This is a genomic window from Achromobacter sp. ACRQX, assembly GCF_022346505.1.
In the GTDB taxonomy this organism is placed as follows: domain Bacteria; phylum Pseudomonadota; class Gammaproteobacteria; order Burkholderiales; family Burkholderiaceae_B; genus Achromobacter; species Achromobacter animicus.
In genome coordinates this window covers 1-26,753 of the sequence record NZ_JAKRML010000016.1, presented here as the reverse complement: position 1 = coordinate 26,753, position 26,753 = coordinate 1, and the positions used below count along the sequence as shown (strand labels likewise).

The window sequence follows — 26,753 nt, the reverse complement described above, 5'->3', positions numbered from 1 at the left end:
ACATTGCTTGAAGGGATTTGAGCCGGCTTAACCTGCACAAGCCGGCCAGCCGGATGTGCCGCGCGCCGTCCGCTCTTTCGACTATCCGATCAGGACCTTCGCACCATGAATAAGACGTTGCTAGCCTTGCCCCTCGCGCTTGCCGCTTGTTTTGCAGGTGTGGCGCAAGCCGAACCCACCGACCTGGGTGGCGGCTTTTCGCTCAGCGGTAACGCCACCATAGTCAGCGACTACCGCTTCCGCGGCTATTCGCAGACCGACTTCCGTCCCGCCGTCCAGCTGGGTTTCGACCTGAACCACAGTTCGGGCTTCTACCTGGGCAACTGGAACTCCAACGTCTCCAGCTTCGTGTTCACCGACGGCAACCTGGAAATGGATTTCTACGGCGGCTGGAAGGGTGACGTGGGCGGCGGCTTCACGCTGGATGCGGGCGTGCTGCATTACTACTATCCCGGCTCCAGTTCCCCCAAGGGCGGGAACTACAACAACACGGACCTCTACCTGGGCGCGTCCTACGGCAACTACAGCCTCAAGTATTCGTACACGCCCAGCGACTTTTTCAGCACGCCGGACAGCAAGGGCACCTGGTACCTGGACGGCACGGCCACATTCGACCTGGGCGACGGCTGGGGATTGCTGGGCCATCTGGGCTACCAGAAGCTCAAGAACCAGACCAACATGGACGGCGACTCGATCGGCCATTACGTCGACTACAAGGTGGGCGTGACCAAGGACCTGAAGGGCTGGATCCTCGGTCTGGCGGCCGTCGGCGCCACCAAGGACAACTGGCTGCCCACCAAGTACGGTCACCCGTCGGGCCGTATCGGCGCCGTCTTCTCGGTGGCGCGCTCGTTCTGATATCCGTGGCGGCGCCTGAACGGCGCCGGCCTTTGGGGCTGTTCCGGCACGCCGCCTTGCCCGGCGGCGGGCCGGAACAGCCCCTTTTTTACCTGCGCGGGGCGCAGCGCCACGCGGCGTGGTGCGGGCAGCTCCGGCCCCATCAAACCCGATTTCCGGTAAATCGCGAAGTCCTTCTACAATCACGGGTTGCGTGCAATTCTGGACTGCGTGAGATGTCTGACGTTTTGAGTATCGAATCCCTGGACCTGGAAGCCAGGGGGATCGCCCGCCGCGACGGGAAAGTCATTTTCGTGGAAGGCGCCTTGCCGGGCGAACGGGTCACCGCGGTCACGTTGCGCCGCAAGCCTTCCTATGAAACCGCCCGTGTCGACGAGGTGCTGCGTCCCTCCTCGCAACGCGTGGAACCCCGCTGCCCGCATTTCGGCGTCTGTGGCGGCTGTGCCATGCAGCATCTGGAGCCCACCACGCAGGTGGCGATCAAGCAGCGCGCGCTCGAAGACACGTTCTGGCATGTCGGCAAGCTGCGCCCTGCGCTGATCCTGCCGCCGCTGCAGGGGCCGACCTGGGGCTACCGTTATCGCGCGCGCCTGTCGGTGCGCGTGGTGCCCAAGAAGGGCGGGGTGCTCGTGGGCTTTCACGAACGCAAGAGCAGCTTTGTGGCCGACATGCGCGAATGCTATGTGTTGCCGCGCCACGTCAGCGACCTGTTGATCCCGCTGCGCGAAATGATCGCGTCCATGTCCGCCCCTGACCGCATGCCCCAGATCGAGGTGGCGCTCGGCGAGGGCGTGACGGCGCTGGTGCTGCGCCATCTGCTGCCGCTGACCGACGGCGACATCGCCATCCTGCGCGCCTTCGCGGCCAAGCACAACGTGCAATGGTGGCTGCAGTCCAAGGGTCCGGAAACGGTGCACGCGCTGGAGCGCGAGCACAACGATGCGCTGTCCTACACCATGCCGGAGTTCGGCCTGCGCATGCCGTACCGGCCCACCGACTTCACGCAGGTCAACCACGCCATCAACCGCGCAATGGTGTCCCGCGCGCTCAAACTGCTGGACGTGCAGCCTACCGACCGCGTGGCGGATCTGTTCTGTGGCTTGGGCAACTTTACGCTGCCGCTGGCCACGCAGGGCCGCGAGGCCGTGGGCGTGGAAGGCAGCAAGGCGCTGACCGACCGCGCCTTCGATGCGGCGTCGCGCCACGGCCTGGGCGAGCGCACCAGCTTTGCCACGCTGAACCTCTTTGAAGTCGACGCGACCTGGCTGCGCAGCCTGGGCTACTTCGACCGCATGCTGATCGATCCTCCGCGCGAAGGCGCCCACGCCGTGTCGCAGGCGCTGTCCGATCTCACGTACGAAGAGCGGCCGCGCCGCATCGTCTATGTGTCCTGTAATCCCGGCACCTTGGCGCGAGACGCATCCATCCTGGTCCACGAAGGCGGCTACGTGCTCAAGAGCGCCGGCGTGATCAACATGTTCCCGCACACGGGCCATGTGGAATCGATCGCCGTATTCGAAACGCTGGATGCCGAGGGTGTGCGGGAGGCGAAGGAACGCGCTCGTCAGCGCGCGATCCAGGCAGCGGCCGATGCGGCGGCCGCCGAGGAAGCCAAGCTGGCCGCGGCGGCTGAAAAGGCGGCAGCCAAGCAGGCTGCCACCGAAGCTTACGAGGCCCGTGTCGCCGCCGAGGCGCAGGCGGACCAGTAAAAAGCAGCGGCGGGCGAGCCCGCGGCGGGCGTCTCCCGCGCCGGGCGTCATCCCGCGGCCGGAAAACTTCCGCCGCGTGTCGTCAGTGCGAGCAGCCCAGGTTCTCCAGAATGGGGCAGTCGGGCCGCTCGTCGCCATGGCAATGCTGCGCCAGATGCTTGAGCGTGGCGGCCATCTCGCGCAGCGCCTCCGCCTTGCGCTCCAGCTCCTCAACGTGCTCAAGCGCAATGCGCTTGACGTCTGCGCTGGCTCGGCTGCGGTCCTGCCAGAGCGCCAGCAGCTCGTTCATCTGCTCCACCGAAAACCCCAGATCGCGCGCGCGGCGCACGAAGCGCAGCGTGTGCACGTCATGATCGCTGTACACGCGGTAGCCGGAATCGGTGCGCACGGCGGGGCTGATCAGGCCGATGCTTTCGTAATAGCGGATCATCTTGGCCGAGATGCCGGATTGCTTGGCGGCTTGTCCGATGTTCATGCTTGCCTCCCGTGGGGGCGAAATGCCTTCAGGCGCAGCGCATTGCCCAGCACGAAGACGCTGGACAGCGCCATCGCACCCGCCGCGAAGATCGGCGACAGCGACAGACCGAAGGCCGGATACAGCGCGCCCGCGGCCAGGGGAATCAGCGCCGCGTTATAGGCGAACGCCCAGAACAGGTTTTGGCGGATGTTGGCCAGCGTGGCGCGGCTGAGCGCGATGGCGTTGGGCACGCCGTGCAGGTCGTCGGCCATCAGCACGACGGACGCTGCCTCGATCGCCACGTCGGTGCCGGTGCCGATTGCGATGCCGGTGTCGGCTGCGGCCAGTGCGGGGGCGTCGTTGATGCCGTCGCCCACGAATGCCACCTTGCGGCCGCCTTCGCGCAGCGTCGCGATAGCCTCGACCTTGCCGTCCGGCAGCACCTCGGCGCGCACTTCATCGATGCCCAACTGGCGCGCGACCGCCTGCGCGGTGTGGCGGTTGTCGCCCGTGATCATGGCGGTCTTCAGGCCTTGCGCGTGCAGTGCGGCGATGGCGGAGACGGCCGACGGCTTGACCGGGTCCGTCACGGCGATCATGGCGCCCGCCTGGCCGTCGATGGCGACGTAGATCGGCGTCTTGCCTTCGTTGCCCCAGTCGGCGGCGCGTGCGCCGAATGCGCTGACGTCAACGCCACGTTCGGTCATCAGACGCGCTGCGCCCGCCAGCACCTCGCGGCCCGCCACCGTGGCCTCGACGCCGGCGCCGGTGATGGCAGCAAAACCTTCGGCGGGAAGCAGTTCAATCTTGCGTTCGGCTGCCGCGGCCACGATGGCCAGCGCGATGGGATGCTCGGAGCGCGCCTGCACGGACGCCACCCACTGCAGGACCTGCTGCGCATCGTGGCCCGGCGAGGGCTCCAGTTCGGTGAGTGTGGGCTTGCCCAACGTCAGGGTGCCCGTCTTGTCGAAGGCCACGACGATGACGTCGCGCAGCGTCTGCAACGCATCGCCCTGCCGGAACAGCACGCCCATCTCGGCGGCGCGCCCGGTGCCCACCATGATGGACGTGGGCGTGGCCAGCCCCATGGCGCACGGGCAGGCGATGATCAGCACGGCCACCGCGTTGACCAGCGCATGGGATAGCGCCGGTTCGGGGCCCATGAAGAACCACGCCAGGAAGGTGAGCAGGGCGGCCGCCATGACCGCCGGCACAAACCACGCTGTGACCTGGTCCACCATCGCCTGGATCGGCAGCCGCGCGCCCTGGGCCGCTTCGACCATGCGGATGATCCGGGCCAGCATGGTGTCCGCGCCCGTGTGCGTGACGCGCAACGTGAAGCTGCCGGACGTGTTCAGCGTTCCGCCGGTGGCCTGCATGCCCGGCTGCTTTTCCACGGGCACGGGCTCGCCCGTCAGCATGGATTCGTCGACGTACGAGCTGCCTTCGATGATGTCGCCGTCCAGCGGAATCTTCTCGCCCGGCCGCACCATCACGATGTCACCCGTGCGCACGCGTTCGATCTCGATGTCCTGCGCCTGGCCGTCGCGCAGCACGCGCGCTGTGCGCGGCTGCAGGCCGATCAGCCGCTTGATGGCCGCGCCCGTCTTGCCCTTGGCCCGGGCTTCCAGCATGCGGCCCAGCAGGATCAGCGTGACGATGACGGCGGCGGCTTCAAAATAGACGTTGCGCGCCGCGTCCGGCAGCAAGCCCGGCGCAAACGTGGCGACAACCGAATAGCCCCAGGCCGCGCCCGCGCCCAGCGCCACCAGCGAATTCATTTCGGGCGCGCGGCGCCACAGCGCCACAAGCCCCTTGGTGAAGAACTGCCGGCCCGGCCAGACCAGCACGGCGGTGGTCAGTACAAACTGCAGCAGCCAGCTGTTTTGCCGGCCAATCGTTTCCATCACCCAATGGTGCATGGCGGGAATCAGGTGCGATCCCATTTCCAGCGCAAACACCGGCAACGTCAGGACCAACGCGGCGATGAATGCACGTTGCAGGCGGTGCGCCTCGGCGTCGCGGGCTTCGGACTGCCGCTCGGCATGGTCATCCTGGTCGGCGATCGGGCGCGCCTCATAGCCCATCTTGCCGACGGCCGCGACGAGCGCCTGCGGCTCGGCAGCAGTGGGGTCGAAGGAGACCCGCGCGCGCTCGGTTGCAAGGTTCACTTGCGCCTGCGCAACGCCGGGAACATTCGCCAGCGCTTTTTCCACGCGCTTGACGCATGATGCGCAGGTCATGCCTTCGATGGCGAGTTCCAATTCGGAAAATGAGGACGAGCGTGCTGCGTGCATGACTATCTCGATCTGGATGGGAGCGCCCAGTTTCATCCTTCCCATCGTGGGAAGGTCAAGCGCCATTCTACGCTTGACCTTGACATGATGGGAACGTTTAACCTGCCCGACATGGTGGCTAAACCGCCGCCGTCAACTTTTGGAGAAAACCATGAGCATCGCTTTCCAAGTGCCCGACATGACCTGCGGCCATTGCGTCAAGACCATCACCGGCGCCGTCAACGAGGCTGTCCCGGGCGCCGTGGTCGCCGTGGATCTGCCCACGCATCGCGTCACCATCACCGGCACCGACCAGGCCGACAAGGTAGAAGCCGCCATCCGCGACGCGGGTTACGAGCCGGCCCGAGTCTGAGCACGCGAACGCGGCTTTGTGATAGCTTCTATCTTTCTTGAAATATTCATCAATCGATATAGACTATCGATCAATTAAGTTAATTAAATTGGATTAATTGATAGTCCAGATTTATGATTCTTTTCATGGCGGGCCAGAAACCCGCCACTTAAGTTATCAAACCAAGGAGAGAATCGAATGCTGCAAAACCGCGAAGGCCAACGTGTTCCGAATGTGACGTTCCCCGTTCGTGAGGACAACACGTGGAAGAAGGTCACGACCGACGACCTGTTCAAGAACAAGACGGTCGTGGTCTTCTCGCTTCCCGGCGCTTTCACGCCGACCTGCTCGTCCACCCACCTGCCGCGCTACAACGAACTGGCTCCCGCGTTCTTCGCCGCCGGCGTCGATAGCATCGTCTGCGTGTCGGTCAACGACACCTTCGTCATGAACGAATGGGCCAAGGACCAGGAATCGGCCAACATCACGCTGCTGCCCGACGGCAACGGCGCCTTCACCGAAGGCATGGGCATGCTCGTCGACAAGAGCGACCTGGGCTTCGGCAAGCGCAGCTGGCGCTATTCCATGCTGGTCAAGGACGGTGTCGTCGAAAAGATGTTCATCGAGCCGGAAAAGGAAGGCGATCCGTTTGAAGTGTCGGACGCCGACACCATGCTGGCTCACGTCGCGCCGTCGGCCAAGAAGCCTGACCAGGTCGTGGTGTTCTCCAAGCCCGGCTGCCCGTTCTGCGTCGAAGCCAAGGCGCTGCTGGACAGCAAGGGCTACGCCCCGATCGAGATCCCGCTGGAAAACAAGGTCCGTGGCCGCGTGATCGGCGCAGTGTCCGGCAAGGGCACGGCCCCGCAGGTGTTCATCAACGGCGCCCTGATCGGCGGCCTGGAAGACCTGAAGGCGCACTTCGCCTGATAGACCGGCGATGCGGCCGGGCAGGGGCATGGCCCCCGCCCGGTCGCCCGGACGCGCGGCGGTTGATTCCGCACTGGCCGCCGCGCGCTCCGGCGCAAGGGCCGGCAACGTAGCCGCCGCGCTACTCCCGCAAGTTTCCCTTCTTTTGCACCCTTGTGCGGGCGCCGTGCGTCCGCAATCAGGACGCAGGACGGCGTTTGCCTCGAGGGCGCGCAACAAGGCGGAATTTGCCTTCACATTCTGATCATTACGCGACCACGGGGGACTCCCAATCATGAAGACGCTGCATACCGACATTGCTGTCATCGGCGCCGGCACCGCAGGCCTGGCTGCTTACCGAGCCGCCAAGGCGGCGGGCAAGCGCGCGCTGCTTATCGAAGGCGGCCCTTACGGCACGACCTGCGCCCGGGTCGGCTGCATGCCGTCCAAGCTGCTGATCGCGGCCGCCGAGGCGGCGCACGCGGCGGCGCACACCGATGCGTTTGGCGTACATGTCGGCGGCGAGATCACGGTCGACGGCGCCGAGGTCATGGACCGCGTCAAGCGCGAGCGCGACCGCTTTGTGGGTTTCGTTGTCGACGGCGTGGAAAACATTCCGGCCGAAGACAAGGTGCGCGGCTACGCGAAATTCGTGTCCGACACCGTGCTGCGTGTGGATGACCACACCGAAATCCAGGCCTCGCGTGTCGTGATCGCCACCGGCTCGCGGCCGTCCGTGCCGCCGCCTTTCCGAGCGCTGGGCGATCGCCTCGTTGTGAACGATGACGTGTTTGCGTGGGACGACCTGCCTAACCGTGTGGCGGTTTTCGGGCCCGGCGTGATCGGGCTGGAGCTTGGTCAGGCGCTCGCCCGGCTGGGCGTGGAAGTGCGCGTGTTCGGCATGAGCGGCAGCCTGGGCGGCATCAGCGATCCGCAGGTGCGGCAAACCGCCCGCAAGATCTTTCAGCGCGAGTTCTATCTGGACACCGATGCCCGCGTCCTGGAAACCAGCCGCGTCGGCGACGAGGTGGAAGTGCGTTACGTGGCGCTGGACAACAGCGAGCGCACCGAGCGCTTCGACTACGCGTTGGTCGCCACGGGCCGCCGTCCCAACGTCGATGGTCTTGGTCTGGAAAACACGTCGCTGGCGCTCAACGCGCAAGGCGTGCCGCAGTTTGACCGGCTGACGATGCAGGCGGGCAGCTCGCCGATCTTCATTGCCGGCGACGCCAACGCCGACGCGCCGCTCCTGCACGAGGCCGCCGACGAAGGCCGCATTGCGGGCGAGAACGCGGCGCGCTTCCCGGAAGTGCGCGAGGGATTGCGCCGTGCGCCGCTGGGCGTGGTCTTTTCGGATCCGCAGATCGCGCTGGTCGGCGCAGGACACGCCAAGCTGGTGCCGGGCACGTTCGTTACCGGTGCAGTGGATTTCAGCGACCAGGGCCGTTCGCGCGTCATGCTGAAGAACCGCGGCATGCTGCATGTTTACGCCGATATTGAAACGGGCCGCTTCCTGGGCGCCGAGATGATCGGACCCAGCGCGGAGCACATCGGCCATCTGCTGGCGTGGGCCGTGCAGCAGGAGCTCACGGTGGCGCGCATGCTGGAAATGCCGTTCTACCACCCGGTGATCGAGGAAGGCTTGCGCACCGCGCTGCGCGATGCCGCGTCGAAGCTGGCGCTGGCGCAGGAAGCGATGCGACAGGCCGACGTGGAAATGGTCTGAGCGCCGCAGACGTGAGCGAGTCGCAGACGTGAACGGGTCGCAGACGTAAGCGGGTCGCAGACGTAAGCGGGTCGCAGACGTAAGCGGGCCGCGGTCGCAAAAAGGGTCGCTGACGTAAAAGGGTCGCGGACCTCATCGGGTCGCGATCGCAAAAAAGAGGCCGCGCCATGAAGGCGCGGCCCTTTGTCGTCGGCGCGGCCGCATTGCCCCGGTGCGGGGCAGGGCGTCAGTCGTCCGATTGCTTCTTCGGCACCGGGAACGGGTTCTCGCGGTATTGCAGCGTGAAGCCTGCGCGTTCGTCCTGCGCCAGTTCGCGCGCCAGATACGGCATGGCCTGTTTCAGCGCGTCGTGCAACGTCCAGGGCGGGTTGATGAGGAACATCCCGCTGCCGTGCAGGCCGTAACCATCGATGGTCGCCTTTTTGACGGTCAGGGTGGCGTGCAGCCAGCTCTTGACCTTCAGGTTTTCGAAATGGCGCGCCATCTCGCTGGCCTCGCGGCGTTGCACCAGCGGATACCAGATGGCATACGTGCCGGTGGCAAAGCGCTTGATGCACTCCTTCACGGTGAGGAGCGTGCGCCGATAGTCGTGCTTGTCCTCATACGACGGGTCGATCAGCACCATGCCGCGTCGCGTGGGCGGCGGCAGCAGCGCCTTGATGCCCTCGAAACCGTCGTCGCCGTAGATCGTGGTCTGGCGCTGCGCGGCGCGGCCCTGGTGCTCCAGGTTGCCGACCAGCGTGTCGATTTCGGTGGGATGCATCTCGAACAGGCGGAGGCGGTCGGACGGGCGCAGCGCGTCCAGCGTCAGCCACGGCGAGCCCGGATAGCGGCGCAGCCGGCCGTTGGTGTTGTAGTCGCGGATGCGCGCAACGTAATCGGCCAGCAGCGGCGGCAGGTCCTGCGCTTCCCACAGGCGGCCGATGCCGTCCGCGAACTCGGACGTCTTGGCTGCCCAGTCGCTGTCCAGGCTGTAGAGGCCGGCGCCCGCATGGGTGTCGATGACCCAGTACGGGGCGTCTTTCTTGTTGAAGTAGTCCAGGGTATGGACCAGGATGGCGTGCTTGAGCACGTCGGCATGGTTGCCGGCGTGAAAGGCGTGGCGGTAGCTGAACACGGGGCTTTCTGCCTCAGGCGGCGGGCCGGATGGCGGCCAGCTCGTCGGTGAAAATGCCGTCGATGCCCCAGTCGAGCAGCAGGCGCGCGCGCTCGGGGTCGTTGACGGTCCAGGCCGCGATGCGGTAGCCGGCGGCGTGCACGGCGTCGATCAGTTCGCGGGTGGCGTCCTTCTGGTTGATGTTCAGCGCCACGCATTCATATTTGGCAAGGCGTTCGCGCCAGTCGGCGGGGACCTTTTCCACGAGCAGGGCGCGCGGCAATTCGGGAGCGGCCTGGCGGGCGGCTTCCAAGGCTTCTTCGGCAAACGAGGACAACAGCGGCGCGGTGCCGGCGCCTTGCCACAGTTCGCGGGCCGCCAGGGCGACGGCGCGGCCGGTTTCGGCTTCGCGGCCGGGGCAGGGCTTGATCTCGACGTTGCTGGCGATGCCGTTGGCCAGCGTGTAGCGGGCGACGGCGGCAAAGGTGGGGAGCGGTTCGCCGGCGTAGGCCGCCGAATGCCAACTGCCGAAATCAAGCTGCGCCAGTTCGGCGTAGGTCTTGGCGGCGGCAGGGCCTTTGCCGTTCGAGGTGCGGTCGACGTCGTCGTCGTGCATCAGCACCAGCACGTTGTCGCTGCTGAGCTTCACGTCGTATTCAAACATGGTGAAGCCGTGTTCGGCGCCGACGCGCATGGCGGCCAGCGTGTTCTCCGGCGCCAGACGGCCGCCACCGCGGTGCGCGATGTGGCGGGAGTAAGGCCAGGAGGGAAGGTTTGCGGTCATTTGGTGCTGCTTTGGGGTTCTTTTGGGACAGGTTGCAAGGATACCTTGTTCTGCGACACGTCCATGATCATGCGCGTGGCCAGATACAGGCGCGGCACGATGCTGTTGATCAGGACGTACTCGGCGTCATTCGAATGCGCGCCGAATCCGCTCAGTCCCATGCCCTCGATGACGGGTCCGCGGGCCTTCAGCGCCGCAAAGGCGGCGTCCGTGCCGCCACCGCTGGCCCGGTCCACCACCTTCAGCGGCAGGTCGAGCTCCTGGTAGACCTTCACGCCGTGCTGGGCCAGGGCGCGCGACGCCGCAGTCGCCTCCAGTGGCGGGCGGCGGACCTCGAACTTCACGCTGACCTTGGACTCGGGCAGCAGTTTCTTCTGGATGCGTTCCTCCAGCGTGCGCGCCAGGGCGTCGAAGTCGGACACGCGCAGCGCCCGCGCGTCGCCCTGGGCGGTGGCCAGTCCCGGAATGACGTTGCGGTTGGTGCCTGCCTGGGCGACGGTCCAGTTCAGCTTCAGCCCCTCGTCGGGTTTGGAAAGATCGTCCAGCTGCAGGAGCTGGTGCGACAACTCGTAGAGCGCATTGACGCCGCCCTCCGGCCGGGCGCCTGCGTGCGAGGTCTTGCCCTGCACGGTCAGGTACGCCGCCCCGATGCCGCTGGTGGCCAGCGTCAGGCGCGGTTCCATGCCGCCGCCCTCGAACGAAAAGACCGCATCCTGGTCGGCGCCCAGGCGGGTGATGGTGCTGCGCGCGCCGGGCGAGCTGATCTCTTCGTCCCCGTTGATCAGCACCGTCAGCGTGCCGTAGTCGGCAAACTTCAGTGTTTTCAGGAGCGCGATGGTGTGCAGGATGGCCGCCACGCCGTGCTTGTCGTCGGCAATTCCCAGGCCATAGGCCTTGTCGCCGTCGATCCTGAACGGCTGGTCCTTCAACATGCCGTTGCGGTACACCGTGTCCATGTGGGCGATCAGCATGATCTTCTTGCTGCCGCCGCCCTTGAATTCCGCGTGGACCATCGGCCCGACCTTCTCGGGGGTGTCGTCCAGCCGGAACACGTCGGTAGGCGCAATGATCTCGACGGCGCCGCCCAGTTCCTTGAGCCGGTCGCGGATCAGTTCGGCGATGCGTTCAACGCCTTCGACATCCTTGCTGCCCGACTCGATATTCACCAGATCCCGCATGGTATCGAGCATGGCCTGCTGCTGGCCCTTGGCCGCCTCCAGCACATTGGCCACCGGTGCGGCCTGCGTGATGTGGGCGCAGCTCAGAAACATCAGGGCGACACAGGATTTCAGCATGGGGAGGCGGGAAGGCATGAACGGCATCGTGGGTGACCTTTTTGCGCGCGGGAAGGGGAACCGGCCTTGTGCCGGCCTGGCAGGGCGGCCCCCGATCTGCGGGCTAACCCCAGGTCCACGATACGAGCGCGGGGCGGGGGCGGTAATGGGGGATTCCCGGGTTGACGGACCTCGCCCTCCGTGGGGACGGATGGTCCACGACGCCGCGCATTGCCCGTTGGCTTGGACAATGGCCGCGCAATGAATGAGAAATGGTAAAATCCGCCCGCTGAACCCGGTTTGAACCGGTATGGGAATAGAGGCGAATCGACTTCGCCTTTTTTTATGCGTTTTCGTGCGGCCCCGGGCGTCTACCCCCGGAGCGCGGCAACAGGGATTCCATGTTCGAATTTATTCGCAGCCATCGGCGCTGGATGCAGTTCATCCTGCTGATCTTGATCGTGCCTTCCTTCTTCCTGGTCGGGATTCAAGGCTATGACAGCTTCATGAGTCGGGAGCCCGAGCTGGCGACGGTGGCTGGCCAGCCGATTTCCCGCGCCGAGTTTGATCAGGCGCACCGCAACCAGCTTGACCAGTTCCGCCAGCGCCTGGGCGCCCAGTTCGATCCGGCCGTGATCGATACGCCCGCGCTGCGTGAAGGCCTGCTGAACCAGCTCATCAACCAGCGCCTGCTCGCCAACGTGGCCGCCGACAACCGTTTCTCGGTGTCCGACGAGACGCTGCGCAACACGATCGCCGCCATCCCCGAAGTCCAGGATAACGGCCGCTTCTCGCCCGAACGCTATCGCCAGGTGCTGGCCGCGCAGGGCATGTCGCCGACGTCGTTTGAAGCCGGCCTGCGCCGCGACCTGGCCATCGCCCGTGTGCTCGAGCCCGTCGGCGAATCGGCCCGCGCGCCGGCCGAAGTGGTCGCCGCCGTGGAATCGGCGCTGACCCAGGCCCGCACCGTGCAACTGCGCAACTTCTCCGCCGCCGACTTCCGCTCGCAAGTCACCGTGAACCCGGCTGACATCCAGGCCTGGTACGACGCCAACAAGCAGCAATTGCAGGTGCCGGAACAGGTGCAGGTGCAATACCTGGTGCTGGACGAAGCCGCCGCCACGCAAGGCGTGCAGGTCAAGGACGAGGACCTGGCTTCGTATTACGAACAGAACAAGAACCGCTTTGGCCAGCCCGAGCGCCGCCGCGCCAGCCACATCTTCATCGAGCTGCCGTCGGGCGAAGACGCTCGCAAGGCCGCGCGCGCCAAGGCCGAAGACATCGCCAAGCAGGCCGCTGCCGATCCCGCCAAGTTCGCCGAACTGGCTGCCAAGAATTCGCAGGACGCCGGCTCGGCCGCCAAGGGCGGTGACCTGGGCTGGATTGCCCCGGGTGCGCAGCCCGGCCCGTTGGACAAGGCCATCTTCGGCCTGGCCCAGAACCAGGTGTCCGGCGTGGTCGAAAGCCCGTTCGGCCTGCACATCGTCAAGGTCACGGAAATCAGCCCGGGCGCCGTCAAGCCGCTGGCCGAGGTCAAGGACCAGATCACCGCGGAAGTCCGCAAGCAGATCGCCGCGCAGCGTTTTTCCGAGATGGCCAGCCAGCTGAACAAGCAGGTCTACGACCAGCGCGACAGCCTGCAACCGGCTGCCGACGCCGTCGGCCTGAAGCTGCGCACCGCTTCCGGCGTCACCCGCGAAGGCCTGCTGCCCGCCGAGAAGGCCGGTCCGGGCTCCGCGGCCGACAGCCCCGACGCCGCGCTGCTGGACAACCCGCGCGTGCGCCAAGTGCTGTTCTCGCCCGACGTGCTGCGCGAAAAGCAGAATTCCGGTGTGATCGAACTCGCGCCCGACACGATGCTGGCCGTGCGCGTTGCCTCCGTTGAACCGGCCCACGTGCCGCCGCTGGACAAGGTCAGCGAAGTCATTCGCGCCAAGCTGCTCGACGAGCGCTCCGCCGAAGCCGCCAAGAAGGCCGGTGAGGCGGCCCTGGCAGCCGCCAAGGCTGATCCCGCCGCGACGCCCGAAGGCTTCGGCCCGGCCATCAGTGTGACGCGCCAGAATCCCCAGGATCTGTCGCGCCCGGTGCTGGACGCCGTGATGCGCCTGCCGTCGGCCACGCTGCCGGCCTTCACGGGCGTGCAGTCCGGCGTGGACTACACGCTGGTGCGTCTGGAAAAGGTGGAAGCCGGCAAGTCCGATGCCGCCGACATGGAGCGCCTGGCGCAGCAACTGTCGGGTGCATGGGGCCAGGCCGAAAACGAGGCTTTGATCCGCATGCTGCGCCAGCAGTACGAGGTGAACGTCACGCCCGCCGCCGCGGATGTCATCCGCGGCGATCAGGCCCAGGCCGCGGGCTGATCGCCCTGTCAGATAGTCAGTTCAACATGGGCCGCAGCGCCGGCCACACGTTGTCCAGCAATTGAGGCTGGGCATCCTCGTTAGGGTGGATGCCGTCAGCCTGAAACATCGCCCGGTTCGTCGCGATACCTTCCATCAGGAAGGGCACGAGCCGGGCGTTTTCGTTTTTGGCCACATTGGAAAACACCGCTGCAAAGCGTTGGGCGTAGTCCCGTCCGTAATTGGGCGGAATCTGCATCCCGACGATCAGCACCTCGGCATCGGCCTTGCGCGCCGCCTGGGTCATGGTCCGCAGGTTTTGCTCGGTCATGTTCAGGGGCAGGCCGCGCAACGCGTCGTTGGCGCCCAGCTCCAGCACCACGACCGCCGGGGCATGCTGGCGCAGCAAGGCGGGCAGGCGGGCAACGCCGCCGCTGGTCGTGTCGCCGCTGATGCTGGCATTGACGACCTGGAACTTCGGGTATTGTTCTGAGATCCTCGCGGACAGCAGGGGCACCCAGCCCGTGCCGCGTTTGATGCCGTATTCGGCGGACAGGCTATCGCCCACCACCAGCACGGTGCGCGGCGTGGAACCCTGGGGCGCCGCGGCGGTCTGAGCGTGGGCGGACGCCGCCGCGGCGGTCGCGAAGGCAGTCACAAGAAGCAGACGGGAAAATAGGCGCATGGATAGCAATAACTCAATCGTGGTGAAAGGGCTGGGCAAGCGGGTGGCAGATGCCGGTGGATCGCTTTCTATCCTGGAAGGAATTGATTTTACGGTCGCGGCGGGCAGCGCCGTGGCCATCACGGGCAGCTCGGGCTCGGGCAAGTCGACTCTGCTGGGACTGCTGGCCGGTCTGGATGTTCCCAGCGTGGGCAGCGTACACCTTGCCGGGCAGGACCTGTTCGCCCTGGACGAAGACGGCCGCGCGCGCCTGCGGGCCAATCACGTCGGCTTCGTGTTCCAGTCCTTCCAGTTGCTGCCCAACCTGACCGCGCTGGAAAACGTAATGCTGCCGCTGGAGCTGGCCGGGCAATCCGCGCGCGAGGCCGCGCAGGCCATGCTGGAACGGGTGGGGCTGGGCGCGCGCCTGCACCACTACCCGCGCACGCTGTCGGGCGGCGAACAGCAGCGCGTGTCGCTGGCCCGTGCGTTTGTCGTGCAGCCGGACCTGCTGTTTGCCGACGAGCCCACCGGCAGCCTGGATGCCGCAACCGGCGTGACGGTCATCGATCTGATGTTCGACCTGCACCGCGAGCACGGGACGACGCTTGTGCTGGTCACGCACGATCCGCAACTGGCGGCGCGCTGCGGACGGCAATTGGTGCTGGCGGCCGGCCGCATGGTCACGGACGATTGAGACGAATACCCATTGCTGTCGCAAATGTACGGGAGTAGGCTAACTCAAGGAGTTGCCATGTCTGCCCGTACATCCATCCATGCGTTCTTGGTTGTTGCGTTGCTGGCGCCCGCCGTTGCCGGCGCGAGCGGTGGTGTTATCCGCTTTGTCGGGGGCATCGTGGAACCGGCGGTCTGCCGGCCGCGCGTGACGCCGGCAAGCGCCGGTGGACTCCCCCGCGTGGTCTGCGTGCCTGAATCCCGGACCCGCGCAGTGGATCCGGCGCCGCGGGTCAAAACCTCCGTGCGGGAAGTGCCTGCGGACACTTCCGAAGACCGGGCCGCGGGTAAGCGCTATTTGGTGACGCTGGAATACCTGTAGGAATGGCGCCGTCCCGGTGCGCCGGGACAGCACGAGCAACGCGCGGTCGGCACGGCCGCCCCGCGCTCAGCCCAGGTTGCGGATCTCCACGACCGGATCGACGTCGGCCGCATAATCGACGCCGTCGATTTCAAACCCGAACAGCCGCAGGAAATCGCGTTTGTAGCCAGCAAAATCGGTCAGCGCATAGAGGCTGTCCGTATCGACCTGATCCCACAGCGCCTGCACCCGCGCCTGCACCTTCGGGTCCAGTTCCTTGTAGTCGGCGCGCAGCCGGCCTTCGTCGTCCAGGATCGGCGACGGGCCGCACAGGCTGTCGCGATAAAGCCCATACACCTGCTCGATGCAGCCTTCGTGCGTGCCGTCTTCCTTCATGACCTTAAAGAGCAGGGACAGGTACAGCGGCATCATCGGGATGGCCGAGCTTGCCTGCGTGACCACTGCCTTGAGCACCGACACGCGCGCGTCGCCCCCGTGTTCCGAAAGCTTGGCACGGATGTCCAGCACGCGCTGGTCCAGGTCTTTCTTGGCCGCGCCGATGGACCCGTTCCAGTAGACGTCGTGCGTGATCTTTTCGCCCAGATAGGTAAAGGCCGTGGTGGTGGCGCCGTCCGCCAGCACGCCGGCCTCCAGCAGCGCGTCGATCCACATCTGCCAGTCTTCGCCGCCCATCACGGCGACGGTGGCGTCGATTTCATCTTGCGAGGCGGGTTCCAGCACGCCGTCCTTGATGAGCTCCTTGTCGGTATCCAGGCCGCGCAAGGTCACGGATTTGCCGATGGGCTTGAGCGTGGAGGTGTAGACCTGGCCCGTCTTCGGGTGCGTGCGTCGCGGGGCCGCGAGGCTGTAGATGACCTGATCGACCTGACCCAGGTCCGCCTTGATGGCGGCGATGGTCTTTTGCTTGATCTCATCGGAAAAGGCGTCGCCGTTGATGCTCTTGGCGTACAGGCCTTCGGCCTCGGCAAACTTGTGGAACGCGGCGCTGTTGTACCAGCCCGGCGTGCCCGGCTTGGCGGCGTCGCCCGGCCGTTCGAAGAAGACGCCCAGCGTCTGCGCGCCACAGGCAAAGGCCGCGCTGATGCGTGCGGCCAGCCCATACCCCGTCGACGCGCCCAGGATCAGCACGCGCTTGGGGCCCCCGGGCACCGGTCCTTGCGCCTTCACGTAGTCGATCTGTTGCTTCACGTTGGCTTCGCAGCCGGCAGGATGGGTGGTGACGCAGATGAAACCGCGCACGCGGGGCTTGATGATCATGGGAGCCTCTTGTTGGGAATACGCCAGGGACGGATGCGGGAATGGGCATCAGGCGAAGCGCATTGTACGGGAGGCGGCCGGCCCGCGATTTCGAATCTGTCGCCGTTCAACGCCGGGCTTACGTGCCGCGGGCAGCCCGCGCCGCCGCGGCGCTTTGCGCGCGACCCCGGCGCCATTCGATCATGCCGATCCCCACGCCGCTGGCGCAGATGATGGCGATGCCCAGCCAGGTCAGCGGGTCGGGAAAATGGCCCCATACCAGCCAGCCCACGGACGTGGCGCTGATGATCTGCAGGTAGATGAACGGCGCCAGCGTGGACGCCGGCGCGCGGCGGTAGGCGGCGATCTGGAACAGGTGGCCCACGCAGCCCGTGATGCCGGTGGAGATCAGCACGGCCCAGTCGAACGCAGACAAGGCCTGCAGGAAAGGCAGCGCGGGCGGCAGGATGAAGGGCAGGGCAAGGGTCAGGCAGATCGTGCCCACCGCACCGCTCCAGATCAGCGAGGTGAAGGGGTCGTCGCCGGCGACGCGGCGCGTGGCGATGAACTGGGCCGTGAAGCAACAGGCCGTCAGCAGGCCGAAGATCGTGCCCACCGGGTGCAAGCCGCCGCCGGGGCGGATGACGATCAGCACGCCGACAAAGGCGATGCCCGCCGCGACAAAGCGCGACATGCGCGCGGGTTCCTTCAGGATCCAGGGCGCCAGCGACAGCACGAGCAACGGCGCCAGGAAATTGATGGACGTGGCCTCGGCCTGGGGGATGTAGCTCAGCGTCGTGAAGAACATGAGCGTGGCCAGGAACATCGAGCCGCCGCGGATGAGCTGCTCGCGCGGCTTGGTGCTGCGCAACACGCGCATGCCGCGCGCGGGCAGCACAAGCGCCAGCACGAGCACCAGGTGGATCGCGTAACGGAACCACGACAGCACGAGCAAAGGTACGCCCGCGTCCATGACCCACTTGCCGCTCGCGTCCAGGCACGACAGGGTCCACATCGACAGCACCAGCAGCAGCACACCGATCATCGGGCCGCGCGCGGCGGACGCGCCGGAGCGCGGGCGACCGTTATCGGCCGGGGACATGGAGGGTACTCCTTTCAGCGTGCACGAGGCATGGCGCCTTTGGGGCGATGGGCGGCTGACATGATACGCTCATCGCGCCGGGGGAAAAGGCCAATGATAGAACTACGCAACGTCGAAACGTTTTTCTGGGTCGCCACGCTGGGCAGCTTTCGCGCCGCGTCCGACAAACTCAACACCACGCAACCCGCCGTCTCGCAGCGCATCGCTTCGCTTGAAGCCGACCTGGGCGTCAAGCTGTTCGAGCGTGATGCGCGCGGCGTCAAGCTGACCGCCAAGGGACACGAACTGCTGTCGCACGCCGAGCGCATGCTGCAGGTGCGGCGCGACATGTTCGAAGCCGCGCGCGAGCAGAACGTCATGTCGGGAACCGTGCGCATCGGCGTGGCCGAGACCATCGTGCAGACCTGGCTACCCGCGCTCATTGAACTGATCCACGCGACGTATCCCGCGCTGGTGCTGGAAATCGAAGTCGATACCACGCATGTGCTGCGCTCGCACCTGATGTCGCGCCAGATCGATCTGGCGTTTCTGATGGGGCCGGTGCTTGAAGCACGGGTCGAGAATCTGCCGCTGTGCACCTATCCGCTGGCGTGGGTCGCCAGTCCGCTGCTCGATCTGGGCCCCGAGCCCCTGACGCTTGCAACGATCGGCAAGCTGCCGATCATCACGTATCCCTCCAACAGTTCGCCGTACCGCGTGGTGCGCGACATGCTGACCCGTGCGGGTGTCACGTCGCCGCGCATGTATGGCAGCGCCTCGATGTCCATGGTGGTGCGGATGACGCAGGACGCCATCGGCACCAGCGTGATCGCCCCCGTGTTTCTGGGCAAGGAGCTGGCGCGTGGCGAGTTGCGCATTCTGCAGGTGCAGGCTGATCCGCTGCCCGAGTTGAGCTTCACCGCCACGTGGGTGCAAGGGCCGGACAGCCATGCCGTGCGCGTCATCGCGCAGATGGCGCAGAAGGTTGCCGCGCAGACCTGACCGGCAATTTGGCCGTAGGTGTTTTCCCGAGCGGGCGGCGTCGCGGATTGCTTGTTGCATAAGCGAGAAGGGTGCCGCCGCGATTGCCCGTCGGCCGCAAAGCCGCGCCGATGCGTCGTTTGCGCGGATTGGCGCCGCCGCACGTCGCGAGACCCAAAAAATATTTATACCCCCACATCGGAACTTACGATTGGACGCTCGCCGCCCCTGACGCTGCAATGGCGCTCATAACGGAGTAGCGGCTGGATACACATCCGAGACCACCGATTCCTACCGGCGCGCAACCAGGACAACGGGATCCCGCGCGCGGCACACGATCCCGCAGCCAGGAGTTTTTCCATGAAGAAGTCCCTTGCTTTTGCCGCCATCGCCGCCAGCCTTCTGGCCGGCGCCGTCCACGCCCAGGACCTTCCCAAGACCCACTTGAAGATCGTGGGCGGCCTGTCCAACCTGACCGCCTACAACGACTACGAAAAGCCGTTCTGGACGAAGACCATTCCCGAGCAGTCCAAGGGACAGGTCACGGCGGAGATCAAGGGCTTCAATGAAATGGGCTTGAAGGGGCCCGAGCTGTTGCGCCTGATGTCGCAGGGCGTCATCGAATTCGGCACCGCCACGCTGTCCTACTTTGCCAGCGACAACCCGATCAACGAAGCCATCGACCTGGCTGGCCTGGCGCCCGACGTCAAGACCGCGCGCGCCGTGACCGAAGCCTTCGAGCCCGTCTACGCCAAGCTGTACGGCGAAGGCAACAACGTCAAGTTGCTGGGCATCTCCACCTATCCGGCGCAGGTGCTGTTCTGCAATGCCGAGATCAAGGGCCTGGCCGACATCAAGGGCAAGAAGGTCCGCACCAGCAGCCGCACCACGGCCGAATTCGTCGAAGCATTGGGCGGTTCGAGCGTGACGATGGCCTTCGGCGAAGTCGTTCCCGCGCTGCAGAACAAGGTGGTCGATTGCGCCATCACGGGCTCGCTGTCGGGCTACTCCGCCAAGTGGTACGAAGTGTCGACGCACCTGGTGGCGCTGCCGATCAACTGGAACCAGCAGATCCATGCCGTCAACCAGAAGGCCTGGGACAAGCTGGATCCGAAGGTGCGCACGTTCTTGCAGGACAACGTCAAGACGCTGGTCGACAACATCTGGGATGCCGCCGCGCGCCAGACGCAGGAAGGCTATGACTGCAACACCGGCGCGGCCGCGTGCCCGTTCCCGGTCAAGGGCAAGATGGTCCTGGTGCAACCCTCCGACGCCGACAAGGCGCTGCTCAAGAAGGTGGCGCAAGAGGCCGTCCTGCCCAAGTGGGCCGCCCGCTGCTCGGCGCAGTGCGTGAAGGACTGGAATGCCACGGTCGGCAAGACGCTGAACCTGACCGCCAGCAAGTAAACGCCAGGATGCACCGGCCCGTGGGCCGGTGCAGATTCCGGCCGGTGATGGCGCGCGGTGGTCCGTGACCTTGGCATGAGGTCCGCGGCGCCCGCACGCGATGGCAGGCCGTGCCACCTGAGGTTCCATTCATGACTCAAACCGAACACTTCCGTCTGCTCGGCGGCCTGTTGCGGCGCGCGGAAAGCTTTTCCCGCGCTGCCGTATGGGCCGGCGGCGCCCTGACCGTGGCCAGCGTGCTGCTGATCTCTTTCGACGTGCTGGCCCGCAAGTTCCTGGGTTTCACGACCGGGGGCGCGGACGAACTGTCCAGCTACGCGTTTGCCATCAGCACCTCCTGGGCGCTGGCGTTTGCCACGCTGCAGCGCGCCAACGTGCGCGTCGACGTGCTCTATCAATATTTGCCCGTGCGCCTGTCGGCCGTGCTGGACTGGATTTCCATGGTGGCGCTGGCCGTCTTCATGGTGTTTCTGACGTATTACGCGTACGACGTGGTGGTGACGTCCTGGACGCAGAAGTCCGCGGCCAACACGCCGCTCGCCACGCCACTGTGGATTCCACAGGGATTGTGGGTGCTGGGTCTGGCATGGATGTGCATCACGGTCGCGCTGATGCTGGCGCGGGCATCCGCCGCGCTCGTCACGGGCGATATCGAACTGGTCAAGCAGATCTGCGGCGTGCGTTCGGCGCAGGAAGAGGCTGACGAGGAAGCCGCCGCGGGCGAGCGCATGGTGAAGGGAGAAGCCGCATGATTGCCACCGCTTTGACACTGCTGCTGGTCCTGATCGGTCTGTCGATCCCCGTGGGCGCTGCGCTTGGCGTCCTGGGCCTGATCCTTGACCCGATGTTCTCGATGTTGCCGCTGACGCGCGCCATTGGCGAGATCTCCTGGAGTTCGAACAACGAATTCCTGCTGGTCGCGATTCCGCTGTTCATCATGCTGGGAGAGGTCTTGTTGCGCGCCGGCTTTGCCGAACGCATGTACAGCGCGATGAGCCTGTGGCTGTCGTGGCTGCCGGGCGGATTGATGCACGCCAACATCGGCGCCTCGACGCTGTTCTCGGCGACCTCCGGCTCCAGCGTGGCAACGGCTGCCACCGTCGGCACCGTCGCCATTCCGCAGATCCGCAAGTATGGCTACAACGAGCCCCTGTTTCTCGGCAGCCTTGCCGCGGGCGGCACGCTGGGCATCCTGATCCCGCCATCGATCAACCTGGTCATCTATGGCGTGCTGACGAACTCGTCGGTGCCCAAGCTGTACCTGGCCGGCATCATCCCCGGGTTCGCGATGGCGGCGCTGTTCATGCTGACCGTCGTGATCGCCTGCGTGGCCAAACCGTCGTGGGGCGGGAAGAAGATCCACGCAACGTGGGGCGAACGGATCGCCAGCCTCGTGCATCTTGCGCCGCCGCTGGGCATCTTCTTCCTGGTGGTCGGATCGATCTACGCGGGCCTGGCAACGCCGACCGAGGCCGCCGCGCTGGGCGTGCTGGGCGCGTTCATCCTGGCCGCGTGGTTCCGCCGCCTGACGTGGTCGATGCTGCGCGAGGTGATGGAGGGCACGATGCGGTCCACGGCCATGATCATGCTGATCGTCATTGCCGCCAGCTTCCTGAACTTCGTCATGTCGGCGACGGGCCTGACCGATGCGCTGACCAAGTCGATCACCGGCCTCGGCCTGTCCCCCGGCTGGATGCTGCTGATCGTGGTGATCTTCTATCTGGTGCTGGGCTGCTTCATGGAAACGCTGTCGATGATGATCACGACGATCCCCATCGTGGCGCCCATCATGATCGGCCTGGGCTATGACCCGATCTGGCTGGGCATCGTAATCATCGTGCTGGTCGAGGCCGCGCTCATCACGCCGCCCGTGGGCCTGAACCTGTTCGTCGTGCAAAGCCTGCGCAAGAGCGGCTCGATGAGCGCCGTGATCGTCGGCAGCCTGCCGTTCGTGGCGGCCATGTTCGTGATGCTGGCGCTGCTGGCGTTCTGGCCCGACATCGCGCTGTGGTTGCCGCGCGTCTTCGGTTGATGACTCTTTGATTCCGGCGCGGCCCGTCGGCCGCGCCGCTTCCCACTCCTTCTTCGCAGGACTGATATGAAAGCCGTATTCAAGATCGACGACGCCAATCCCCGCCAGGTGGAAGTGGCCTTCAACAGCGTGATCGTGGCGGGCTGGGCCGGGCGTGACATGGCTGCCATCGAACACCACATCGAGGAACTGGCCGCCATTGGCGTGCCGCGTCCGAGCAGCGTGCCGCTGTACTACCGCATCGCCGAGAACCAGCTTACGCAGTCGGCCAACGTGCAGGCGCTGGGCGAGGAATCGTCGGGCGAGGTCGAGACGTTTGTTTTTGCGATTGAGGGCGAGATGTACGTCAGCATCGCGTCCGACCATACCGACCGCAAGCTGGAGACCGTCAGCGTGGCGATGTCCAAGCAGGTCTGCGTGAAGCCTGTGGGCGCCGAAGCCTGGCGGCTTGCGGACGTGGCGGGGCACTGGGACGAACTGATCATCCGCGCCTACATCGTTGAGAACGGCGAAAAGGTGCTGTACCAGGAAGGGCCGCTGTCCACGTTGCGCACGCCGCAGGACCTGATCGCGGGCTACACGGGCGGCGGCGCCGTGCTGCCGGAAGGCGCTGGCATGACCTGCGGCACGGTGGCCGCCATCGGCGGCATCCGCCCGGCCGCGGATTTCACGATGGAACTGCACGATCCGCGCCTGAACCGCACGCTGCGCCACCGCTATCATGTCGAGTCGCTGCCCGTGGTCGCCTGATGGCCGCCACGCTCGGCGCTGAATCCGGGCGCGTTCCCCGCGAAGGCGTCCGTCCGAACACTTACGCCGCCAGGCGGCATTAGGACAATGATGGTTTCGACCCTGAATGATCTGACCTCGGCCCTGCGTGAGGGCCGCAGCACCTCCGTCGCATTGACCGAAGCCGCGCTGGCGCGGGCTCAGGATCCGGCGGGCGAGGGCGCTCGCGCCTTCACCAAGCTCTACGCCGATTCGGCGCTGGCGCAGGCGCGCGCGTCGGACACGCTGCGCGCGGCCGGCATCGTGCGGTCCGCGATCGAAGGGTTGCCCATCAGCATCAAGGACCTGTTCGACATCGCGGGCGAGACCACGATGGCCGGTTCCGTGGCGCGCGAAGGCGAGCCGGCGGCCGAAGCGAATGCCGAGGTCGTGCAGCGCCTGATCGCCGCGGGCGCCGTCATCATCGGCCGCACCAATATGACCGAATTCGCGTATTCGGGCCTGGGCATCAATCCCCACTACGGCACGCCGCTGAACCCGTACGACCGCGCCACCGGCCGCATTCCCGGCGGCTCGTCGTCCGGTGCGGCGGTGTCGGTTGCGGACGGCATGGCCGTCGCGGGCATCGGGTCGGATACGGGCGGCTCCGTGCGCATTCCTGCCGCCCTGTGCGGCCTGACCGGGTTCAAGCCCAGCGCCTGGCGGGTGTCCATGCAGGGCGTGCTGCCGCTGTCGGCCAATCTGGATTCCATCGGCCCCATCGCCGCCAGCGTGCGGTGCTGCGCCGAACTCGACGCCATCCTGTCGGGCGATGCGGGTCCCTTGCCGCAGGCGCTGCCCGTGCGTGGCCTGCGTCTGGCCATTCCGACGACGCTGGCGCTGGACGCCATGGACAAGCATGTCTCCGACACCTTCGCGGCGGCGGTGCAACGGTTGGAGGACGCCGGTGCGCTGATCGACCGGATCGAGATTCCGGAATTCGCCGAGCTGGCCGCCATCAACAGCAAGGGCGGTTTCACCGCCGCCGAAGCCTGGGCCTGGCACCGCGACCTGATCGCGCGCGCGGGCAAGCGTTACGACCCGCGCGTCGTCTCGCGCATCATGCGCGGCCAGGATATGACGGCCGCCGATTACATCGAACTGCTCGATGCGCGCGAGGCGTGGGTAGCCGCTGTGGACCACCGCATTGCCGGTTACGACGCGCTGATCATGCCCACGACGCCCATCGTGGCGCCGCCGGTCGCGGACCTGCAGGGTTCCGACGAAGCCTACTACGCCGCCAACGGACTCATCCTGCGCAATCCCACCCTCATCAATTTCCTGGACGGCTGCGCGCTGTCCTTGCCCTGCCACGCGGCGGGCACGGCGCCCGTGGGCCTGATGATCGCGGCCAGCAATGGTGCGGACCGCCGCGTCCTGGGCATCGGCCTGTCGGTCGAAGACCTGTTCGCCGCGCGCTGAGCGGCGCTTACCTGCAACGAGAGAACCCATGCCAGACGCCGATAACGTTAGAACCAGCCTCGCGCTTGCCCGCCAGGCGCGGCTGGATGCCCGCAGCGGGCGCCTGACGGGTCCCACGGCGAATCTGGCGCCTGGGCACGTTCAGGCCAACCTGGCGATTTTGCCGCGCGCGCTGGCGGCGGATTTTCTGCACTTCTGCCAGCGCAATCCCAAACCGTGCCCGTTGCTGGCCATGTCCGAGCCAGGTGACCCGGCGTTGCCGGAGCTGGGCGCGGATATCGACATCCGCACCGACATCCCGCGATACCGCGTCTGGAAGGACGGCGCGCTCGTGGCGGAGCCGACGGACGTGCGCGACCTGTGGCGCGACGATCTGGTGTCCTTCCTGATCGGCTGCTCGTTCTCGTTCGAGGAGGCGATGCTGGATAACGGCCTGCCCGTGCGTCACATCGAGCAGGGCAGCAATGTGCCCATGTACCGCACCAACATCGCAACGCAGCCGGCTGGCGTGTTCGGCGGTCCGCTGGTGGTGTCGATGCGGCCCCTGAAGGCCGCCGACGCGATCCGGGCGATCCAGGTGACGTCGCGGTTCCCGTCGGTGCATGGCGCGCCCGTTCACATTGGCGATCCGTCGCTCATCGGCATCGCGGATATCGATGCCCCCGATTACGGCGATCCCGTGGAGATCCGCCCTGGCGAAATGCCGGTGTTCTGGGCGTGCGGCGTGACGCCGCAATCGGTTGTGGCGGCGGTGCGGCCGGAATTCTGCATTACGCATGCGCCCGGCCACATGCTGGTCACCGACCTCATCAACAGCCGCATGGCGGTGTTCTGATCCGGGCGCGGCCCCAAGTTGGTTTGTCGGCCGGGCGTCAGCGCTGTTGCATCAGCGCCTTCACGCGCTGGTCGTAGTCGGGCGGGAAGGTCCAGAAGCGCATGCCTTGCTGCGTAAAGCCTTCCAGCAGTCCGCGCTCGGCCGGCGCCTTGTGCCACAGGAACTGCATCAGCACGTCGCTGCTGACCCACGCGTTGCCGAACCAGAAGCTGTGGGCGCGGCGATTCAGATCGGGGATGGCGCGCGGATCGACCCAGATCATGTCGAAGTTCAGCCGCTGCGAGGCGGCGTTGACGAAATCCACCTGCTCCTCGGTCAGATCGTCCGCATCGGGCCGGCCGGCCCGTGACGCACGCTGGTGGCGCGCCGCGAAACGCAAGGCGCGATCGCCCAGGTTGGCGCCCAGGCTCACGCGTTCGGTCAGGTCGATGTACTGCTGCAGGTCCGTTACGAACCGGTAGGTGTCCTCGTCGGGCGCCGCGAAATAGATCTGACCCAGGCGCAGCCGCGCGCGCAACGCCTCGCGGCTTTCGCCTTCGCGGGGCTGCGCCAGGGTGGCAAGCCCTTCACTGGCGATGCGCGCGCCCGCGCTGAACGCCAGCACGTTGATGTGCTCGGCATTCGTGTTGCGCGCGAGCAGTTCCAGCAGGCGCGCAAAGGCGGGCACCGATGCCCGCGCAGTGCGGACATCCGTGGCGTAGGACAGCAGACTGCCGGCGGACGGCCACAGAAAGGCCAGGACGACCGCCTGCCGGCCCGTAAAGTGATGAAACTGCGCGGCCTGGGCGGTGCCGCGCCATACGGCATTGTTGAAGCCGTGCACATAGACGATCAGGTCGCGGTGCCGGCTGACCGCCAGGGCGTCGTTGATTAGCGCGAAGTAGGCCTGGGCCTCAGGAGACGTCTCCGCATCGCTTTGCGGGGTGAGGGCGACAAGCTCCTCCATGCGCTCCAGGCTGAGCACCGGCCGGCCGCGCTGACTGCCCGAGGCCGAAAGCTGGCGCAATTGATCCCAGTCCAGCGTCCCGTCGCCAATCTGCACTTTGGCCACACCCATGCGCAGCGTGTCACTCGGAAAGATCGAATAGAACGGCTGGCGCGATTCCAGGAAGACGGCGCGGTTGGTGGCGTAGAGCAGGGGAATCGACGTGCCGTCGAGCGCGGTTTTGTGCGCAAACGGCTCCACCTGGCCGGTCGTGAACTTGACCGGGGTGGGCATCAACTGCACGGGCGAGGAGCAGGCGGCCAACAGCGCCGTCAAGCACGCCGCCAGGACGGCGCGGGCGGCCCACCACCGGCATAGCGGCGACGCAAGTGAGCGGGCTTCGGGAAAGCGCATGCGATGGGCCCGGTGCGTGTTGGGGGTTGGCGCGAATCGGCGAAGGGACGCGAGGATTGTCGCCGTGGTTCCGGCGGCGATCAAGGGGGAGGGAAAACGTGTGGCGCGGCTGCGAACGCCGCCGTGGGGGGAGAGACTGCCGGGGGATGCGGGG

24 protein-coding genes are annotated in these 26,753 nt (G+C 66.2%); 15 read left to right on the top strand and 9 right to left on the bottom strand.

Translation table 11 applies throughout. The features are described from left to right. Window positions 1–105: 105 nt before the first annotated feature. Both MHZ91_RS15735 and rlmD read left to right on the top strand, forming a co-directional pair. Window positions 106–858, top strand: coding sequence for a TorF family putative porin (locus MHZ91_RS15735; protein ID WP_175121707.1), 753 nt, complete (start codon window positions 106–108; stop codon window positions 856–858). A gap of 215 nt (window positions 859–1,073) precedes the next feature. After that, window positions 1,074–2,567 carry a 23S rRNA (uracil(1939)-C(5))-methyltransferase RlmD gene (rlmD, locus tag MHZ91_RS15730; RefSeq protein WP_239214500.1) on the top strand — a complete coding sequence of 498 codons (1,494 nt, stop codon included), beginning with the start codon at window positions 1,074–1,076 and terminating at the stop codon, window positions 2,565–2,567. Window positions 2,568–2,649: 82 nt separating this feature from the next. Here rlmD and cueR read toward each other — a convergent pair whose 3' ends face one another. Then, window positions 2,650–3,042 (bottom strand): Cu(I)-responsive transcriptional regulator, encoded by a 393-nt coding sequence (gene cueR, locus MHZ91_RS15725; protein ID WP_175121705.1) that lies wholly within the window; start codon window positions 3,040–3,042, stop codon window positions 2,650–2,652. Continuing rightward, on the bottom strand, window positions 3,039–5,321 hold the full coding sequence (locus MHZ91_RS15720) for a heavy metal translocating P-type ATPase (protein WP_239214498.1): 2,283 nt from the start codon (window positions 5,319–5,321) through the stop codon (window positions 3,039–3,041). Before MHZ91_RS15720 ends, cueR begins: the two co-directional genes overlap by 4 nt. A 151-nt stretch (window positions 5,322–5,472) precedes the next feature. Between MHZ91_RS15720 and MHZ91_RS15715 the strand changes: the two genes are divergently transcribed. From MHZ91_RS15715 to MHZ91_RS15705, 3 genes are all read left to right on the top strand, one after another. Continuing rightward, the gene (locus tag MHZ91_RS15715) at window positions 5,473–5,673 is read left to right on the top strand and encodes a heavy-metal-associated domain-containing protein (RefSeq protein WP_175185363.1); all 201 of its coding nucleotides are present in this window, start codon (window positions 5,473–5,475) and stop codon (window positions 5,671–5,673) included. 177 nt (window positions 5,674–5,850) lie between these two features. Beyond that, entirely contained in the window at window positions 5,851–6,579 is a 729-nt protein-coding gene (locus tag MHZ91_RS15710; protein ID WP_128829433.1) for a glutathione peroxidase, read from the top strand. 274 nt (window positions 6,580–6,853) lie between these two features. Next, window positions 6,854–8,284 (top strand): dihydrolipoyl dehydrogenase, encoded by a 1,431-nt coding sequence (locus MHZ91_RS15705; protein WP_239214496.1) that lies wholly within the window; start codon window positions 6,854–6,856, stop codon window positions 8,282–8,284. 226 nt (window positions 8,285–8,510) lie between these two features. On the opposite strand, the gene MHZ91_RS15700 is transcribed toward MHZ91_RS15705, so the two are convergent. From MHZ91_RS15700 to MHZ91_RS15690, 3 genes are read right to left on the bottom strand one after another with little or no spacing between them, the layout of a single operon-like run. Beyond that, window positions 8,511–9,401 carry a 23S rRNA (adenine(2030)-N(6))-methyltransferase RlmJ gene (locus MHZ91_RS15700; protein WP_175121701.1) on the bottom strand — a complete coding sequence of 297 codons (891 nt, stop codon included), beginning with the start codon at window positions 9,399–9,401 and terminating at the stop codon, window positions 8,511–8,513. Window positions 9,402–9,414: 13 nt separating this feature from the next. Next, window positions 9,415–10,164, bottom strand: coding sequence for a glycerophosphodiester phosphodiesterase (gene ugpQ, locus MHZ91_RS15695; RefSeq protein ID WP_175136628.1), 750 nt, complete (start codon window positions 10,162–10,164; stop codon window positions 9,415–9,417). Beyond that, window positions 10,161–11,486, bottom strand: a complete 1,326-nt coding sequence (locus tag MHZ91_RS15690; protein ID WP_239214494.1) for a M20/M25/M40 family metallo-hydrolase — start codon at window positions 11,484–11,486, stop codon at window positions 10,161–10,163. The genes ugpQ and MHZ91_RS15690 overlap by 4 nt, the downstream gene beginning before the upstream one ends. A gap of 353 nt (window positions 11,487–11,839) precedes the next feature. Between MHZ91_RS15690 and MHZ91_RS15685 the strand changes: the two genes are divergently transcribed. Further along, entirely contained in the window at window positions 11,840–13,798 is a 1,959-nt protein-coding gene (locus MHZ91_RS15685) for a SurA N-terminal domain-containing protein (protein ID WP_218343698.1), read from the top strand. Window positions 13,799–13,814: 16 nt separating this feature from the next. On the opposite strand, the gene MHZ91_RS15680 is transcribed toward MHZ91_RS15685, so the two are convergent. Continuing rightward, window positions 13,815–14,462 (bottom strand): arylesterase, encoded by a 648-nt coding sequence (locus MHZ91_RS15680; protein ID WP_239214492.1) that lies wholly within the window; start codon window positions 14,460–14,462, stop codon window positions 13,815–13,817. Between MHZ91_RS15680 and MHZ91_RS15675 the strand changes: the two genes are divergently transcribed. Together MHZ91_RS15675 and MHZ91_RS15670 are read left to right on the top strand one after the other, a co-directional pair. Further along, the gene (locus MHZ91_RS15675; RefSeq protein ID WP_105238766.1) at window positions 14,461–15,138 is read left to right on the top strand and encodes an ABC transporter ATP-binding protein; all 678 of its coding nucleotides are present in this window, start codon (window positions 14,461–14,463) and stop codon (window positions 15,136–15,138) included. The genes MHZ91_RS15680 and MHZ91_RS15675 overlap by 2 nt on opposite strands. A gap of 57 nt (window positions 15,139–15,195) precedes the next feature. Then, a complete protein-coding gene (locus MHZ91_RS15670) occupies window positions 15,196–15,498 on the top strand; it encodes a hypothetical protein (protein ID WP_218343700.1) in 303 nt (100 codons plus the stop codon). Between the two features lie 66 nt (window positions 15,499–15,564). Here MHZ91_RS15670 and fabV read toward each other — a convergent pair whose 3' ends face one another. After that, window positions 15,565–16,755: an enoyl-ACP reductase FabV gene (gene fabV, locus MHZ91_RS15665; RefSeq protein WP_191578927.1), complete on the bottom strand. Its 1,191-nt coding sequence runs from the start codon at window positions 16,753–16,755 to the stop codon at window positions 15,565–15,567. Between the two features lie 118 nt (window positions 16,756–16,873). Beyond that, on the bottom strand, window positions 16,874–17,836 hold the full coding sequence (locus MHZ91_RS15660; RefSeq protein ID WP_175185355.1) for a DMT family transporter: 963 nt from the start codon (window positions 17,834–17,836) through the stop codon (window positions 16,874–16,876). Between the two features lie 93 nt (window positions 17,837–17,929). On the opposite strand from MHZ91_RS15660, the gene MHZ91_RS15655 reads away from it, so the two are divergent. From MHZ91_RS15655 to MHZ91_RS15625, 7 genes are all read left to right on the top strand, one after another. Continuing rightward, window positions 17,930–18,817 carry a LysR family transcriptional regulator gene (locus MHZ91_RS15655; RefSeq protein WP_175121693.1) on the top strand — a complete coding sequence of 296 codons (888 nt, stop codon included), beginning with the start codon at window positions 17,930–17,932 and terminating at the stop codon, window positions 18,815–18,817. 339 nt (window positions 18,818–19,156) lie between these two features. Further along, the gene (locus tag MHZ91_RS15650; protein WP_105238771.1) at window positions 19,157–20,203 is read left to right on the top strand and encodes a TRAP transporter substrate-binding protein; all 1,047 of its coding nucleotides are present in this window, start codon (window positions 19,157–19,159) and stop codon (window positions 20,201–20,203) included. Window positions 20,204–20,334: 131 nt separating this feature from the next. Continuing rightward, window positions 20,335–20,955 carry a TRAP transporter small permease subunit gene (locus MHZ91_RS15645; protein WP_175121692.1) on the top strand — a complete coding sequence of 207 codons (621 nt, stop codon included), beginning with the start codon at window positions 20,335–20,337 and terminating at the stop codon, window positions 20,953–20,955. Further along, the gene (locus MHZ91_RS15640; protein ID WP_218343705.1) at window positions 20,952–22,235 is read left to right on the top strand and encodes a TRAP transporter large permease; all 1,284 of its coding nucleotides are present in this window, start codon (window positions 20,952–20,954) and stop codon (window positions 22,233–22,235) included. Before MHZ91_RS15645 ends, MHZ91_RS15640 begins: the two co-directional genes overlap by 4 nt. Before the next feature lie 66 nt (window positions 22,236–22,301). After that, the gene (locus tag MHZ91_RS15635) at window positions 22,302–22,985 is read left to right on the top strand and encodes a DUF2848 domain-containing protein (RefSeq protein ID WP_239214489.1); all 684 of its coding nucleotides are present in this window, start codon (window positions 22,302–22,304) and stop codon (window positions 22,983–22,985) included. A 90-nt stretch (window positions 22,986–23,075) separates the two neighbouring features. Continuing rightward, window positions 23,076–24,425, top strand: coding sequence for an amidase (locus MHZ91_RS15630; RefSeq protein WP_239214582.1), 1,350 nt, complete (start codon window positions 23,076–23,078; stop codon window positions 24,423–24,425). Window positions 24,426–24,453: 28 nt separating this feature from the next. After that, window positions 24,454–25,260: a putative hydro-lyase gene (locus MHZ91_RS15625; protein WP_239214487.1), complete on the top strand. Its 807-nt coding sequence runs from the start codon at window positions 24,454–24,456 to the stop codon at window positions 25,258–25,260. Window positions 25,261–25,297: 37 nt separating this feature from the next. Here MHZ91_RS15625 and MHZ91_RS15620 read toward each other — a convergent pair whose 3' ends face one another. Further along, window positions 25,298–26,599, bottom strand: a complete 1,302-nt coding sequence (locus tag MHZ91_RS15620) for an alpha/beta hydrolase (RefSeq protein WP_239214485.1) — start codon at window positions 26,597–26,599, stop codon at window positions 25,298–25,300. Window positions 26,600–26,753: the final 154 nt, after the last annotated feature.